A 15,944-nucleotide genomic window follows, 5' to 3' on the forward strand; every position below is an offset into this window, starting at 1 on the left:
CTATTTACGTTGTTTGAGTTCTTCTGGCAGGCCGATGCTGTCGACCTCTTGCTGGGTCAGTTCACGATATTCACCTTCGCCGAGATCTTCATCCAGCTCGATGTCACCAATACGTTCGCGATGCAGCGCTGAGACATGGTTACCCATCGCCGCAAACATGCGTTTGACCTGATGGTAACGCCCTTCGCTGATAGTCAAACGGGCGGCTTTCTCATCGAGAATCTCTAGCACGGCTGGCTTGGTGAGCTCTTTTTCATTTTGCAGCTGTACACCCGCAGCGAACTTCTCAACCAGGACAGGATCGATTGGCTCCTCCACTTCCACCAGATAGGTTTTTTCCAGGTGATGCTTCGGTGAGGTAATGCGGTGTGACCATTGGCCATCGTCGGTCAGCAGCACCAAACCAGTGGTGTCGATATCCAGACGGCCCGCCGCATGCAGCTTGAACGCCGCGGGTTCTTCGATAAAGAACAGCACGGTGGGATGATCGGGATCGTCGGTTGAGCAGACGTAACCCTGCGGCTTATTCAGCATGAAATAGCGCGGTCCTTGCTGCACCACCAGCGGATTGCCGTCGTATTCGACTTCATCGTCTGGCTGTACTTTGTATGCCGCATCGCGCACAACTTCGCCGTTAATGGTGACTTTTTTGGCGCGGATTTCGCGTCCGGCGATAGCACGGCTAACTTCCAGTTGCTGAGATATGAATTTTTCGAGTCGCATGAATTCGTTTTGCCTGTTACTGCGGGGGAAACTGAAACGGTGTTTTTGTCCGTTAAGAAAGTGTGGGCAGTATAGCTTGATCCTTAGAGTGCTAACAGTAGTGAACCTGCGTTTAACTGGCTTTCATGGCATAATGCGCGTCCGTTCCAGAAAAAAGTTTGCCCCGATGTCATTCTCCCTGCGCCCATACCAACAAGAGGCGGTTGACGCCACCCTCAACCACTTTCGTCGCCATACCACGCCTGCGGTGATTGTGCTGCCGACCGGGGCGGGTAAGAGTCTGGTGATTGCTGAACTGGCGCGGCTAGCGCGTGGACGGGTATTGGTGCTGGCCCACGTCAAAGAGCTGGTGGAGCAGAATCACAGCAAATATCAGGCTTATGGACTTGAAGCAGACATCTTCGCCGCGGGTTTGCAGCGCAAACAGAGCGAAAGCAAAGTGGTGTTTGGCAGCGTGCAGTCGGTAGCACGCAATCTTGATCGCTTCGATAGCGCCTTTTCACTGGTGATCGTTGATGAGTGTCACCGCATCAGCGATAACGAAGAGAGCCAGTATCAGCTGCTGTTCGCCCACCTGCGGCAGCACAATCCGCAGTTGCGCCTGTTGGGTTTGACCGCCACGCCCTTCCGACTCGGCAAAGGCTGGATATATCAGTTCCACTATCACGGCATGGTGCGCGGCGATGAGAAAGCGCTGTTCCGCGACTGCATTTATGAGCTGCCGCTGCGCTATATGATCAAACACGGCTTTCTGGTGCCGCCGGAGCGCTTAGATATGCCGGTGGTGCAGTACGATTTCAGCCGCCTGATCCCGCAAAATAATGGCCTGTTTAGCGAAGCCGATCTCAACCGCGAGCTGAAACAACAGCATCGCGTAACGCCGCATATTATTCGCCAGATTATTGAGTTTGCTGAAGATCGCCGTGGCGTGATGGTGTTTGCCTCAACCGTGGAACATGCCCGTGAAATCCTCACGCTGCTGCCTGAAAACAGCGCGCTGGTCTCGGCGGAAACGGCAGTGAAGGATCGTGACCGCTTAATTGGTGCATTTAAAGCGCAGCAGCTGAAGTTCCTGGTCAACGTTGCCGTTCTGACCACTGGCTTTGACGCGCCCCACGTGGATTTGATCGCCATTTTGCGCCCTACCGAATCCGTTAGCCTCTACCAGCAGATCGTCGGTCGCGGTTTACGCTTGTCACCCGGCAAAACCGATTGTCTGGTGCTGGATTACGCCGGTAATCCACACGATCTTTTCACCCCCGAAGTCGGCGCGCCGAAAGGGGCCAGCGACAATCAGCCGGTGCAGGTGTTTTGTCCCGCCTGCGGTTTCGCCAATACCTTCTGGGGCAAAACCACCGAAGATGGACACATCATCGAGCATTTTGGCCGCCGCTGTCAGGGCGTGCTGGAAGATGATGAAGGCGAGCGCGAACAGTGTGATTATCGCTTTCGCTTCAAAAGCTGCCCGGATTGCGGCGCCGAGAATGACATCGCCGCGCGGCGCTGCCATCAATGCGACAAAATTCTGGTCGACCCGGATGACATGCTGAAAGCGGCCCTGAAACTGAAAGATGCGCGCGTGTTGCGCTGCGCCGGCATGACGCTGGAGCAAGGGCGCGATGATAAAGGCGAATGGCTGAAAGCCACCTATTTCGATGAAGATGGCACCAGCGTCAGCGAGCGTTTTCGCCTGCAAACGCCAGCACAACGTAAAGCCTTTGAGCAGCTGTTTATGCGCCCGCATCAGCGCGCGCCGGGCGTGGAACTTGGCTGGCAAACCGCAGCGGATGTCATCGCCTTACAGCCTTTATTGCGTCATCCGGACTTTGTGGTGGCACGCGCAAAAGGCCATTTCTGGCAGATTCGCGAAAAAATGTTTGATTATCAGGGCCGTTATCGCCGTGCCAATGAGCTGCGTTAAGCGGCGGAATCATTTGCCCCTGCAGCATCATTGGGGCTATAATGCCGCCCGCTTTTGCATCCGTAAAAGCAGTTTGAATAACCGTCCTGTTGCTGGGTCGCCTGTAGCAGGAACTATTGAAGAGACATCAAATGTTCACTATTAACGCTGAAGTACGTAAAGACCAGGGTAAGGGTGCGAGCCGCCGCCTGCGTGTAGCAAACAAATTCCCGGCCATCATCTATGGCGGAAATGAAGCACCAATTGCTATCGAACTCGACCACGATGCAGTGATGAACGTACAGGTTAAACCTGAGTTCTACAGCGAAGTGCTGACCATCGCGGTTGATGGCAAAGAAGTTAAAGTTAAAGCTCAGGCGGTACAGCGTCATCCGTTCAAGCCAAAACTTTTCCACATCGACTTCGTTCGCGCTTAATCGCTGAATGAGTTGAAGGTAGAAGGGCCGGTTGCGAAACCGGCCCTTTTATTTTAGGCATAAAAAATAACCCGATATCTTCCCTTCCTAAAAACCCCTGTCTTTCATTTCTCTCTGCTTTCGTTTATTTGAGACTGTTCTTTACCGTGAAGCTTTCACAAACCATGGAGAATGCCGTTTTAACATTTCTCCAGAATTTGTCTGCAAGGACTTCAAGTGAAAAAAATAACTGCCTTGGGCTATGGCATCATACTCATCTCATTTTCTGGCTATGCGGGCGTAATGCGTCATGACATTAACGTGCAAGAATACCGTGATTTTGCCGAAAATATGGGTAAATATCGTGTCGGCTTAAGCAATATTCCCATTTTTAAAAAAGATGGCGAGCTGAGTGGTTATCTTGATTTTGCCATGCCCGACCTTAGCAGTGTATCTCGTCGCGGGTTTGCCACATTAATTAATCCATCCTATGTAACCACCACACGGCACGTAACCGCTTTGGGTAGCGTTTATTTTGGCGGTCCTTCTGCTTATTCCACCCGTTATCTTTTTATTAACCGCAATCAATCCGCCGTTCAGGATAATATTCTGCCACGGTTAAACAAAGTTGTAACCGAAGTAGCGCCAATAGATTATGTGGAACGTAATGAGCTTCAGAAAGGACATGGCTCTCGGTATATTGCTTATGTGCGCGCGGGTGCTGGTGAAATGACACAGATCTCGAATGACCTCACTGAGAAAGAGTTCCTGGCCAGTGCCTATAAATGGTTAGCGGGTGGAACAATTAATATTGACACCATTACCTTCAACAAAGAAAAAAATGACGATTTCTATTGGATTCAATATGAACCTGGCCATCAATATTCATCCGCTTTATCAATATCAACCGGCGGCGGTGACAGTGGCAGCCCTATTTATGTCTACGACAATGTTGATAAAAAATGGAAACTTGCTGGTGTACATTATGGTGGTTATGGTAGCGCAACGCCTTATGGTCGCAAAGTTATCTCAACGCGTTTTAATGAAGAATATTTTAATGGGATTATTGCCAACAATATCTCTCCCGATGTCACTGATTTTGCGAATAATGGCCCGATTTACTGGAATGCAGATAAGCTGGTTCAGGGCAGTAAAAACTGGGGTTGGCAAGGTTTAGACAACACATATCGTCACTTGGCGCCAGGCAAAGCCAGCCTTATTGAACTTGATGCAACCAAAGATATTCGCTTTAACGGCGCGGGCGGAGACATTATTCTTAATGAGGCCGTTAATCTGGGAGCAGGCAAACTACAGTTTTCTAATAACTACACCCTGAAATCTGCAGAGAATCTGGGCGCAACCTGGGTGGGCGGCGGCGTTGAAATCGATGAAGGAAAAAAAGTCATCTGGCAAGTGAATGGACTAAAAGATGATGATTTACACAAAATTGGCGGTGGCGTCTTACATATTAATGCTACGGGTGTCAATGAAGGCGGACTGAATATCGGCCATGGGACCGTTATTCTGGATCAACAAAAAGATGCGCAAGGAAATCGCCAGGCATTTTCTCGACTGTATTTAGCGAGCGGTCGGCCTACCGTTATTTTAGCGAGCGAAGACCAGGTTAATCCTGATAACATTTATTTTGGTTATCGTGGGGGGACATTGGATCTTAATGGTAATAATCTCATAATGCGAAAGATTAATCACACGGATAGCGGTGCGGCAGTGATCAATCAGAGTGAGTTAACCTCGGCCAGTCTAACGCTTACAGGGTACTCACGTAGCGATATCAACATTAACACCTGGAGCAGTGTCGACATTGGTAATATTGGTGATATTTATGAATATTATAATTCGAGAACGCAACGTAAAGAGTATTTTCAATTAAAAAAAGAGAAGTATTGGTACTTCCCCACAAATCAGCAGGACAATGAAGACTGGAAGTATCTGGGATATGATTTGGTTCAAGCCGTCGATTATCGACTATCACAGTTAAATGATTTAGTTTTCCGCGGAGACATTGGCACGCGCTCGTCGGATAAAAATAATGGTGCATTAGATGTGAATTTATCTCCGGAGAGTGGAAATACACATTTCGCACTGACCGGTAATATCCATTTAAATGGAAATATCAGCGTCAATAAGGGGATTCTTCTGCTGTCCGGGCAACCCGTTCCTCATGCCGGCGGCCTGATCATTGACAACGATTGGTACACTTCCTCTTTCACCGCCAATAACATTGTAGTCAATGACAATGCACGTTTACAGGTCGGTGAATACGCGCAGGTTAAAGCCGATATCCAGGCGGGCGACAACAGCCAGGTTATCCTTGGCTACCATCCCGACGCTGCTGATGAGCAGCAAATTTTACGCTGCACCTCGCCGGTGCAAAGCACTAAGGGCAGCTGCAAAGTTGCACAGCGAAACGCGGAAGAGTTGCGTTTCCTTCCCGCCAGCTCGGTTGAGGGCAATATCACGCTGGGCGATAACGCATTGCTTCATCTTGGCAAAGTCGATTACCACGGCCACATCAACGACAGTCACTCAGCGAGAGTCACCCTGAGCAGTGAAACATTCTGGAACATGAATGGTAACAGCCGCTTGCATCGGATGGATGCAGGTAAAGGCGGTATCATCTCGCTTCTTGCTGCAGATGAAATGGCCTGGACGCCGAAGCTGCTCTCTGTGGAACATCTGACGGCAAATCATCTGCAGCTTGGTTTCGGCATCGCGCCGCAGTCCGCCATTAGCGACAGTTTATACATTGGGTCCAGCGTGCAGGGCGGCAGCAACACCCTCGATCTTGGTTTTATGCTGGGTGAAACCTTCCCCAACCGCATCGCGAAAGAGATCGTGCTGGTGAACGCGCCCGCCGGAACCGCGCACGACTATTTCACGCTACCTCCGGTCAAACGCGGGTTCTCGCTCTATACCGCTGATTATCAGGTTGTGGAAGAGAATGGTCGCGTGAAATGGATCATTGCCAAAACGCCGGATCCGGTGTTACCACCCGATCCGATAATTGACCCCGATCCGGAAACTCATCCCGAACCCGACATTACGCCTGAACCGGAAGTTAAGCCTGAACCGGAAGTTAAGCCTGAGCCTGAAGTGAAACCTGAGCCCGAGATCACGCCAAATCCGGGTACTGCAGAAGACTGGTTTGAGATCATTGATAATCAGCCGCTGGTGCAGAGTACGCGCGCCCTGCTCGCTTCGCGCCACTACCTGTTCAGTGAAATCAGCAATATGCTGACCGATCGCGCTCAGCTACTGCGCGGTAACCATGAAAATAGCGGCGCATGGGCCAGTCTCAGCCAAAATCGCGGCAGAATGGATAGCGTAACGTTAAAAGACAGCAGGCTAGAGATCGGCGCCGATGCGCAAGCGGATGCCTGGCTTTATGGCGTGACCGCCAGTTACAGCCAGGGAAATGCCGGGGACGAAGCCAGCATTAGCCATAAACTGAGCACTCTGGGCCTGTATGCAAGCGGAATGAGCGATGAAGGATGGTTTATGGATCTTGCTGCCAGCTACCTGAATCTGCGTCAGGACATTCACCTTGACCCGGTATTGGGAGTAAAAAGCACCTCAAAAACCAGCCATATGCTGGCAGGCAGTGCAAAATGGGGTAAATCCTACCCTCTGCTGGATGCGTCTTTCACGCTATCGCCTTACCTGAAAGTCAGCGCAGGCTATTTACCGGGTTACACGCTGGAAAGCAGAGAGGCCAGCATTGCCCTGAGTTCAGCCATGCCGTGGGGACTCGCGCCGGGTATTGAAGTCAGCAAGCAGGGGCTCGGTACGCTGCTGCCACGCGTGCGATTCAGCGCCACCGTTGAAAAACAATTTTCACCGGGCCGTTCTGGCTCTTCACTAACCCTTGAGGATCGCCACAGCCGACGCGTTTATGGCGCGCTGGATGACGATCGTTATCGGGTTCATCTGGGTTTAGAAGGGAAAATCAGCGACAACTGGTCAGCGAATATTGGCGCGAAGCATAGCTTTGGTGGCAAGTTCCGCACCGATTCCCTCATCAGCAGTGGCATAAACTATTCGTTCTGATAGAAAAGCCGGGCACTTTGGTGACCCGGCTTTTTTCATTTACTGCTGGTGCGGCGTTGCAGCTGATCGCGCAAATTCGGTGGCGTGCCTTTAATGGTCAGCGTGTCGGTGGTGGGATCCCAGAAGATACGCTCGCCGAGCAGCATGGCATCAAAGTTCAGAGTTAATCCGCCGCCGCTACCCGCAAACTTGGTCAACTGGCGCAAGGTGCTACGATCCGCTGGGAAGGTCTCTTCCAGCTCGTAACCTTGCTCCTGGGTAAAGGCCTGAAACGTTTTTTCTCCCAGCGGCGGTAATTCACTGGAGAGATCGTGTAGCGCAATCTCTTCGCCGGCCTGCAGCTGATCGTTACAGTAGCTGTAAACCTGCTGACGATAGTTCTGACGCTCGTTTTTATCGAGATCCGATTCGGCGCAGTAATCATCAACCGCTTGCAGCAGCCCACGGTTTTGCGCTTTGGTGTCCAGACCGACGCTAGCGCCAAGGAAATCCATGAAGAAATCCGCTACTTTACGCCCCACGCGACCGCGCAGGAAGGTCAGATAACGGGTGGATTCCGGGTTAGTTTCCCACTCGGTGAGATCGATACGCGCCACAATATCCGCATGATTGATATCGAGATAATGGGTGCTGCTGATATCCAGCTGCTCGTTAACGCGCATGCTCGACTGGCTGTTGAGAACCGCAATCAGCAAATATTCCACGGCCAGATAGCGATAGTGTAAAAACAGCACCACGCCGCCTTCCGCAAACGGATATTTGCTCAGTTCATCACGCAGACGTCCGGTTGCCGCACGGCTAAACGCCAGAAAGTCATCTTCCCCTTTGCGGCAGTTACGCAACGCATCGGCCAGTTCGCTATCTTCGTTAAACAGGCCGTAAGCTTTGCTTTTGGCGCTATAAACCCGGTGCAACTCTTCTGCCATCTCTTCAACCGCGCGGGTTGCAGGCAGCAAGGTGTCGCGCAGTACCAGTTCAAGCTGGTTTTCATCACGTTTAACTAACTGATGCAGGGCAATCTGGTCGATATCCAGACTCATGGTAGACTCTCCTTTTAGCTCAGGCGCGTATTCAAACACCGCCCGCAGCCGCTTTCAACTGCCAGCACAAACTGATCGCTCTGCTTGCGATAAAATTGCGGAAAAAAATGCGTTGTTACGGTAATATACCGCCTTTTCACCCTTGATTAGACGACGATATGCCACAATCATCCCGTTACAGTGACGAACGCGTGGAAAAGCTCCTCGCAGAGATGGCGCAGATTCTTGAAAAAGACAAAGCGCCAACCGACCTTTCCCTGATGGTATTGGGTAACATGGTAACTAATTTGATCAATACCAGCGTTTCACCGGCTCAACGCCGCACACTGGCTCGATCTTTCGCGGATGCGTTGCAGTCATCCGTACGCGATGATAACGCTCATTAATATGCAGATTTGACCTCATAATATGGTAACCAACCGGCAGCGCTACCGTGAAAAAGTCTCCCAGATGATCAGCTGGGGGCATTGGTTTGCCCTGTTTAATATTATCTTCGCGTTAATTTTAGGCAGCCGCTACCTGTTGGTCGCCGACTGGCCCGCGTCACTCGCGGGACGTATCTATGCCTATACCAGCTGGATCGGTCATTTCAGTTTCATCGTCTTCGCCGGTTATCTGCTGATCATCTTCCCGCTCACTTTCGTGGTGATGTCACAGCGATTGCTTAGGGTGTTGTCGGCGATTGTCGCCACCGCCGGGCTGACGTTGATTATGGTCGACAGCGCGGTGTTCAGCCGCTTCCACTTGCACCTCAATCCGGTGGTGTGGGAGCTGGTGATAAACCCTGATCAAAGCGAGATGGCGCGCGACTGGCAGCTGATGTTTATCAGCGTGCCGCTGATTTTCCTCGTCGAAATGCTGTTCGCGACCTGGAGCTGGCAAAAGCTGCGCAGCCTTAATCGGCGCTCGTTCGGTAAGCCGCTGGCTGCGCTGTTTATCAGCGCCTTCTTCGCCAGTCATCTGCTCTATATCTGGGCCGATGCCAATTTCTATCGCCCAATTACCATGCAGCGCGCCAACCTGCCGCTCTCCTATCCAATGACCGCGCGTCGCTTCCTTGAGCGTCACGGTTTGCTGGATGCGCAAGAGTATCAGCGCCGTCTGGTGCAACAGGGTGATCCGGAAGCGTTGTCAGTGCAGTATCCACTGAGTGACATTACCTTCCGCGATGGCGGTACGCGCCACAATCTGCTGGTGCTAACCGTTGATGGTCTGAACAACGCCACGGTGGAAAAAGCGCTGCCGTCGCTTCATCAATTCGCCAGTGAGAACGTGCGCTTCACCCAGCACTTCAGCGCGGGGCTACAGCCGGAAAAAGGCTTATTTGGCCTGTTCTACGGCATCTCTTCCAGCTATATGGATGGCGTGTTAGCGTCGCGTACGCCTTCCGTGCTGCTGAATGCGCTGAACGCGCAAGGCTATCAGTTTGGCTTGTTCTCATCGGACGGCTTCAGCCAACCGCTGTATCGTCAGGCTTTATTAGCCGATTACTCGCTGCCGCAGGCCGATACCCAACCGAATAGCACCACGGTGACGCAGTGGCAGAACTGGCTCAATGGCCACAAATCAAACAATGCGCCGTGGTTCTCGTGGATTGCCCTTAACGGTGTGACGGTCAATGGCGACAACCTAAAAGCGCGCCAGCGAAGCTATACGCGTCAGGCAAGCGGTGTCGATGAGCAGATTAAGGCGGTGCTGCAAACCTTGCAGGATCGCGATTTGCTGAAAAATACCGTGGTGGTGATCACGGCGCAGCGTGCGGTCAATCTGGATAGCAACGATGACAATCCAGGTAACCGTGCGACGTTACAGGTGCCGCTGGTGGTGCATTGGCCGAATACGCCAGCGCAAACCATCGATCGTCTGACCGATCAGCAGGATGTGATGACCACGCTGATGCAGCGCCTGCTGCACGTGCGCACCAATCCCGCTAACTTCTCGCAGGGTGAAGATCTGTTTGCCGCGCAACGCAGCCACGATTGGGTGGCGAGCAGCGAAGATGGCAAGCTGGTAGTGACCACGCCAACCGTGACGCTGGTGCTGAATAACAATGGCAGCTACAGCGCTTACGATGCACAGGGTAACAAACTGAAAGATCATAAACCGCAGCTGGCGTTGTTACTGCAGGTGCTGACGGAAGAGAAGCGTTTCGTCGCAAACTGATTAATTATGAGGCAGTTAAATGCGGCTCATATTGCAATCGTGCGTAGAAACAGTAATATTCTTCCACGTTCGGCACGTAGCGCAGCCTGGTAGCGCACGGTCATGGGGTGTCCGGGGTCGGAGGTTCAAATCCTCTCGTGCCGACCAAAATCCAAAAAAGCAGCCTTATGGCTGCTTTTTTATTGTTTCTAATTCGGTCTAAACGATTCGATTACCCTGCTTATCTATCACCTTCTCACCATCCTCCTTTCTGAATTCGCCCTGCTGCGCATCGGGAAGAATATCGAGCACGGCTTCTGAAGGCCGGCACAAACGCGTTCCCAGCGGGGAGACAACAATCGGACGGTTAATCAGGATGGGATAATTCAACATCGCCTCGATGAGTTGCTCGTCACTAAAACGCTCTTCAGCCAAACCCAATTTTTCGTAGGGTTCGACATTTTTGCGTAATAAAGCGCGCGCATCGATCCCCAGCGCGCTAATCAACGCCTTAAGTTGCTCACGATTTGGCGGCGTCTCAAGATAAAGAATAACGGTAGGTTCAACGCCGCTATTGCGTATTAACGCCAGCGTGTTGCGCGAAGTGCCGCAAGCGGGATTGTGATAAATGGTGATGTCAGTCATGGTGCTCTCTTCTTAATGGGACAACGTCAGGCGCAGGGCCAGCGCGCTAAGGGTGACGAACAGCACGGGCAAGGTCATCACGACACCCACGCGGAAGTAATAACCCCAGCTAATGTTGATGTTCTTCTGGTCGAGTACGTGCAGCCATAGCAACGTGGCGAGACTGCCAATCGGCGTAATTTTTGGCCCCAGGTCGCAACCAATAACATTGGCATAAATCATCGCTTCCTTTATCACGCCCTGCGCGCTGCTGGCATCAATCGACAGCGCACCAATCAGCACCGTTGGCATATTATTCATTACTGAAGAAAGCAGCGCCGTCACCAAACCGGTACCCAAGGTGGCGGCCCATAAGCCGTGGCTGGCAATGAGGTTGAGTAAGTCAGTGAGATGTTGCGTCAGCCCAGCATTTTTAAGGCCATAAACTACCAGGTACATGCCGAGCGAAAAAATCACGATCTGCCAGGGCGCATTGCGTAACACTTTACCGATGTTAATCGCCTGACCTCTTTTGGCAACGATAAACAGAATTAAGGCGCCCAGTGCGGCGATAGCACTGACTGGAATGCCCAGCGGCTCCAGCAGGAAAAATCCCACCAATAGCAACAACAGCACCAGCCAACCGGCTTTAAAGGTAGCGGGATCTTTTATGGCTTCATCTGGTAGTTTGAGGCGTGAAACCTCATAGCTGGCGGGAATGTCTTTGCGAAAGAAAAGGTGCAGCACTATCAGCGTGGTGATAATAGCGGCAATATCAACCGGAACCATCACCGCCGCGTAAGCGTTGAATCCCAATTTGAAGAAATCTGCGGAAACGATGTTAACCAGATTGGATACGATCAGCGGCAAACTCGCGGTATCGGCGATAAATCCTGCTGCCATGACGAAAGCCAGCGTTGCACCTTTACTAAAGCCCAGTGCCAGCAGCATTGCGATGACGATCGGCGTCAATATCAGAGCCGCACCATCATTGGCGAAAAGCGCGGCAACGCATGCACCGAGCAACACGATATAGGTGAAAAGCAGCCGCCCTCGCCCACTTCCCCAGCGCGCTACGTGCAAAGCGCACCACTCAAAAAAACCGGATTCGTCCAGCAACAGGCTGATGATAATGACGGCGATAAAAGCCGCTGTCGCATTCCAGACGATATGCCACACCGCGGGAATATCGTTTAACGGGATAACGCCGGTCACCAGCGCCAGTAAAGCCCCTATCGTTGCTGTCCAGCCAATGCTCAGGCCGCGCGGCTGCCAGATGACAAACACGATGGTCAAAACAAATATTGCGCCTGCCAGAAACATCACGCCTCCAATGCATTCGAATAATCGAATGTGTTTAATGATTATTCACAACCCGTAGCAGCGGCGTTCTTCAGCGACTCACGCACTTCCTCACGCTGGCTATTCCAGGCCGTATCGATAATCGATGCAGCCCATGCCGGCATATGCGGAGAAAGACGATAGTGAATCCACTTGCCTTCACGTCGATCCAGAATCAGCTCAGCATCGCGCAGCAAGGCAATGTGGCGTGAAATCTTTGGCTGTGATTGTTGGGTAACGGTGCAGAGATCGCAGACACACAGCTCTCCGGCCTCTCGTAATAATAAAACGATCGTCGTACGCGTTTCGTCGGCAAGCAGCTTGAAAAGTTGAACAGGAAGCATTGGGCCAGGTTCCAGTAAAAATCTATTACATATGGTAATTCATATGTGTTGAAAGTAAAGGCAGAATATAAAGTCTGGCGATTTCATATGTTTTCCATGCAATAAAGCATTATCAGATTATCGCCAAAGAATTGCTGATTATTGGTTTTTAATCAGTAAGTTACCGAAAGAAACCCAAACCGAGCCAGATCACATTTCTGGATAAATATGACAGCGCTTCATCAATTTGAAACAAAACTGTCACAGACTTCTCTTACTCTTATGGCTCTTGTTTTTTCGATGGAAACCATTATGGTCATCAAAGCAAAAAACCTGCAGGATGCGGAAGAACTCCTGCACTCGGGTATCAATAAAGTTGAACTGGCTTACGATATCGGCAGCGACGATTTCTTCCGTCTCGCCTCGCGCTGGTGCGATCGCGGTGCGCGCATCACCAAAGGCCATCAGCACTTCGTGGTGCAGATTAAAGGCATGGCTATTCCGCCAAATAACTAAAAGTAGGCGAGCCCCTTTGGCTTGCTCTCCATCCGGCTGGCTGGTAAAACTACGTTTTCCGTCAGCCGTGATTTTTTATGTTCGCCTTTGAAACGCCGCTTGCCCTGCCCTCTTCCCCGTTTATCCGCGCTGCTGGCATGTCGCTGGATACATTGCCGATCGCCTGGTGCGAATTCGATCAACATCACTGGCATGCTGAATTGCACCAGGCGTGGCAACTGCCGCTGCCCGTGTCGCTACAGAGCGCGGTGACGAAACGCAAAGCCGAGCATCTGGCGAGTCGCTGGCTGGTGCAGCAAAACTTTGCGCACTTCGGTTTACCGCACTTTGTGTTGTGTAATGCGCCCGATCGTTCACCGTTGTGGCCCGCCGGCATTCAGGCGTCGCTGTCGCATACGCACAGCGTTGCGGTGATGGCTGCGACGCGCGAGCCACTGTGCGTGGGTGTGGATGTTGAGCAGATTATGGCGGAGGAAACCGCCGATGAAACCGCTGGGATGTTGATGAGCCCGGCGGAAAAACAGCGCCTGCTGGCGCGGCCTATGCCCTTTGCCCAAGCCGCTACACTGCTGTTTTCATTGAAAGAGAGTGTGTACAAAGCGCTGTGGCCGCAATTGCATCAGCCAATGGATTTTCTTCAGGCGGAAGTGCTGGAACTGGACGTGCAGCAAGGCCGCGCAACGCTGCGGTTGTGTCAGGATTTTGATGCGTATTTCACCACCAAAGCGCTGCTGCAGGCGCGTTTTTGGCTGGCTGGAGATCGCGTGATTACGCTGCTGACGCATCCGCTCCCGACAAAATAAAAAACCGGCTCAGAAATAAACCTGAGCCGGTGACAACACAAGACGACAGAAAAGTGTTCCAGGGACGCAGAAACGAGGATTTCTGCTGGGAGTGACTATACTCACTCCGCAACTTCTTGCCCAATAAGGGTTTTTGCTAAGCTTTCCCGGCTGGCGTTAATGGCCGGTATCGGTACGTTGCACCGCATCCAGCGTTGCCATCTCGCGTTCGTTACCGGTTAACTCACTTAGTTGACCTTCGCGCATCTCCAGCAAGCGATCGGCGTGAATAAAGTAGTGATCGTCATGACTAATAGCGAACACCGTTTTACCCGATTCCTGTAACCACGGCAGCAGCTCACGATAGAAGATGCGACGGAAATGCGGATCCTGATCCGCCGCCCATTCGTCGAGTAACAGAATATCGCGCTCTTCGGCGGCTGCCAGCAGCAGCGCCAGACGTTTGCTCTGCCCTTTCGACAGTTGCAGATTAAGCACTCTGTTGCCTTCCAGCTTGAGCTTGTCCTGCATCTTCAGACGCTCCAGCCACTGCTGCACCAGCGCAGGATTGGCTGGCTGCCCTTGATCGCCGATGAGGCGATCAAACAGATGCACGTCAGTAAACACCGCCGAGAAATGTTTGCGATAAGCATCGAGGTTTTGCCAATCCACCACCTTGCCATCCAGCAGCAAACTGCCCGATTGCGGCTGATAGAGGCCGGTGAGCAGCATCGCCAGCGTCGATTTTCCGCTGCCGTTGCCGCCAATCAGGAACACCAGCTCGCCGCGGCGTAGCGTCAAATTGATCGGCCCAACCTGGAATCCGTGCTCGCCGTAGTGGAAGCAGACGTCGCGCAGCTCCAGCGTTTGCCAGTCGCTGACTTTTGGCAGCGCCTTGAACGTTTCTTCATAGGGCGCCAGTTCAAACCTGTTGAGCTTGCGAAACGCCACCTGCGCGCTGAGCAGCGTCGGCAAGGCGCCGACCGCCGCCAACAGCGGTGTGCGCAGGAACAGCAGCGTCAGCGAATAAGTTGCCGCCACCGCCGTATTTGCCCAGCCCAGCCCGTTCGCCATAAAGAACACGATGCCAATCGCGCCGAGCATCATGATATTCGACCAGTTCACCGCGCTGAGGTGGAAGGTATCGGCGCGCACGATGTGGTGGCGATAGCTTTTGGCATTCTCCTGATAAACGCTGTCGTAAATAAGCTGCGCACGTTCGCGGTTAAGCTGCAGCTCTTTACGCCCTTCGATAATGGTCTGGAAATCGCGATACAGGTCATCTTCGATTTCACGCAGCTTAGCCATGTGCTGATAAACGCGTGATACCAGCAGCCAGCCGCCAATCAGCGTCACTACCAGCCACAGGCAGGTGATCAACAGCATTTTTGGCGAGAGCCAGGCGAGATAAAGCGCCGAACCGAGCGTAATAATGATGCCCTGAATCAGCTCGGGTAAACGCACGAAGGCGATGGTGATGGCGCGCACATCGCTGGTGAGACCGGCCAGCAGTTGGGCATTGCCAATCTGTTCGATGCGCTCCACGCGCGTATCAAGAATCCGTTTGATGAATTCGCCGCGCAGCCGCCAGACAAAGTGATGGCCGAGCATAGTCAGCGCCAGCTGGGAGCCGAGCGTCACCGCCATTAGCAGGAACAGCTGGCCAAGGAAACTCGGCAGCACCGAAATCGAAGTATTCACCGCGACAATCAGCTCATTATTGATATAGGCAATCAAACCAATACCAAGCACGGCGCTTAACAATGTAAGAAGAATGACGCCAATAAAAGGCCAGCGGTACTGGCGAAAAACGACTTGCAGCAATGCCATCAAAGGGTTCCAGCGGTCAATAAAGCAGCCTGCAGTTTAATGTCGCCTTGGCTGATAGCAAGAATAATTCTCATGCCATAGTTGCCTGAGCACAGTGTTGCTTGCCGCTAGTTTGTAGCAGCGCGATTTATTGCGAAATGCTTGTCAGATAAGAAGGTATTTTGTTTTGAAAAGGCATTATCTGTGCGGGCTCTGACACGTCTGCGCCTCTGGCAAATGAGCCCTTTTCAGTAATAAGC

At 52.1% G+C, this 15,944-nt stretch carries 13 protein-coding genes and 1 tRNA gene; 8 read left to right on the top strand and 6 right to left on the bottom strand.

Annotated features, from left to right (window positions below; translation table 11 throughout):
- A complete protein-coding gene (gene rsuA / locus PO881_RS12865; protein WP_280171887.1) occupies positions 1 to 723 on the bottom strand; it encodes a 16S rRNA pseudouridine(516) synthase RsuA in 723 nt (240 codons plus the stop codon).
- Between the two features lie 166 nt (positions 724 to 889).
- On the opposite strand from rsuA, the gene PO881_RS12870 reads away from it, so the two are divergent.
- The 3 genes from PO881_RS12870 (at position 890) to PO881_RS12880 (ending at position 7,107) form a co-directional block, all read left to right on the top strand.
- On the top strand, positions 890 to 2,644 hold the full coding sequence (locus tag PO881_RS12870; RefSeq protein ID WP_280171888.1) for a DEAD/DEAH box helicase family protein: 1,755 nt from the start codon (positions 890 to 892) through the stop codon (positions 2,642 to 2,644).
- Between the two features lie 131 nt (positions 2,645 to 2,775).
- Positions 2,776 to 3,060 carry a 50S ribosomal protein L25 gene (gene rplY / locus PO881_RS12875; protein WP_101763688.1) on the top strand — a complete coding sequence of 95 codons (285 nt, stop codon included), beginning with the start codon at positions 2,776 to 2,778 and terminating at the stop codon, positions 3,058 to 3,060.
- A gap of 216 nt (positions 3,061 to 3,276) precedes the next feature.
- Positions 3,277 to 7,107 carry a S6 family peptidase gene (locus PO881_RS12880; RefSeq protein WP_280171889.1) on the top strand — a complete coding sequence of 1,277 codons (3,831 nt, stop codon included), beginning with the start codon at positions 3,277 to 3,279 and terminating at the stop codon, positions 7,105 to 7,107.
- A 35-nt stretch (positions 7,108 to 7,142) separates the two neighbouring features.
- Here the strand turns inward: PO881_RS12880 and yejK are convergent, their stop codons facing one another.
- Positions 7,143 to 8,147 (bottom strand): nucleoid-associated protein YejK, encoded by a 1,005-nt coding sequence (gene yejK, locus PO881_RS12885; RefSeq protein ID WP_101763686.1) that lies wholly within the window; start codon positions 8,145 to 8,147, stop codon positions 7,143 to 7,145.
- Positions 8,148 to 8,305: 158 nt separating this feature from the next.
- Between yejK and PO881_RS12890 the strand changes: the two genes are divergently transcribed.
- The 3 genes from PO881_RS12890 (at position 8,306) to PO881_RS12900 (ending at position 10,457) form a co-directional block, all read left to right on the top strand.
- The gene (locus PO881_RS12890; RefSeq protein ID WP_036648480.1) at positions 8,306 to 8,533 is read left to right on the top strand and encodes a YejL family protein; all 228 of its coding nucleotides are present in this window, start codon (positions 8,306 to 8,308) and stop codon (positions 8,531 to 8,533) included.
- Between the two features lie 22 nt (positions 8,534 to 8,555).
- Positions 8,556 to 10,310, top strand: a complete 1,755-nt coding sequence (gene yejM, locus PO881_RS12895; RefSeq protein ID WP_101763685.1) for an LPS biosynthesis-modulating metalloenzyme YejM — start codon at positions 8,556 to 8,558, stop codon at positions 10,308 to 10,310.
- A 70-nt stretch (positions 10,311 to 10,380) separates the two neighbouring features.
- Positions 10,381 to 10,457 (top strand) — tRNA-Pro (locus PO881_RS12900).
- A gap of 51 nt (positions 10,458 to 10,508) precedes the next feature.
- Here PO881_RS12900 and arsC read toward each other — a convergent pair.
- From arsC to PO881_RS12915, 3 genes are read right to left on the bottom strand one after another with little or no spacing between them, the layout of a single operon-like run.
- A complete protein-coding gene (arsC, locus tag PO881_RS12905) occupies positions 10,509 to 10,934 on the bottom strand; it encodes a glutaredoxin-dependent arsenate reductase (protein ID WP_280171890.1) in 426 nt (141 codons plus the stop codon).
- Positions 10,935 to 10,946: 12 nt separating this feature from the next.
- Positions 10,947 to 12,236, bottom strand: a complete 1,290-nt coding sequence (locus PO881_RS12910) for an arsenic transporter (RefSeq protein WP_192411489.1) — start codon at positions 12,234 to 12,236, stop codon at positions 10,947 to 10,949.
- 41 nt (positions 12,237 to 12,277) lie between these two features.
- The gene (locus PO881_RS12915) at positions 12,278 to 12,598 is read right to left on the bottom strand and encodes a metalloregulator ArsR/SmtB family transcription factor (protein WP_101763682.1); all 321 of its coding nucleotides are present in this window, start codon (positions 12,596 to 12,598) and stop codon (positions 12,278 to 12,280) included.
- A gap of 291 nt (positions 12,599 to 12,889) precedes the next feature.
- Here PO881_RS12915 and PO881_RS12920 point away from each other — a divergent pair, with 291 nt between their 5' ends.
- Together PO881_RS12920 and PO881_RS12925 are read left to right on the top strand one after the other, a co-directional pair.
- Positions 12,890 to 13,093, top strand: a complete 204-nt coding sequence (locus PO881_RS12920) for a hypothetical protein (RefSeq protein ID WP_008105079.1) — start codon at positions 12,890 to 12,892, stop codon at positions 13,091 to 13,093.
- A gap of 77 nt (positions 13,094 to 13,170) precedes the next feature.
- Entirely contained in the window at positions 13,171 to 13,896 is a 726-nt protein-coding gene (locus PO881_RS12925; RefSeq protein WP_280171891.1) for a 4'-phosphopantetheinyl transferase superfamily protein, read from the top strand.
- Positions 13,897 to 14,052: 156 nt separating this feature from the next.
- Here the strand turns inward: PO881_RS12925 and PO881_RS12930 are convergent, their stop codons facing one another.
- Positions 14,053 to 15,705, bottom strand: coding sequence for a multidrug ABC transporter permease/ATP-binding protein (locus PO881_RS12930; protein WP_280171892.1), 1,653 nt, complete (start codon positions 15,703 to 15,705; stop codon positions 14,053 to 14,055).
- Between the last annotated feature and the right edge of the window lie 239 nt (positions 15,706 to 15,944).

It is taken from the genome of Pantoea sp. SS70, assembly GCF_029866845.1.
In the GTDB taxonomy this organism is placed as follows: domain Bacteria; phylum Pseudomonadota; class Gammaproteobacteria; order Enterobacterales; family Enterobacteriaceae; genus Pantoea; species Pantoea leporis.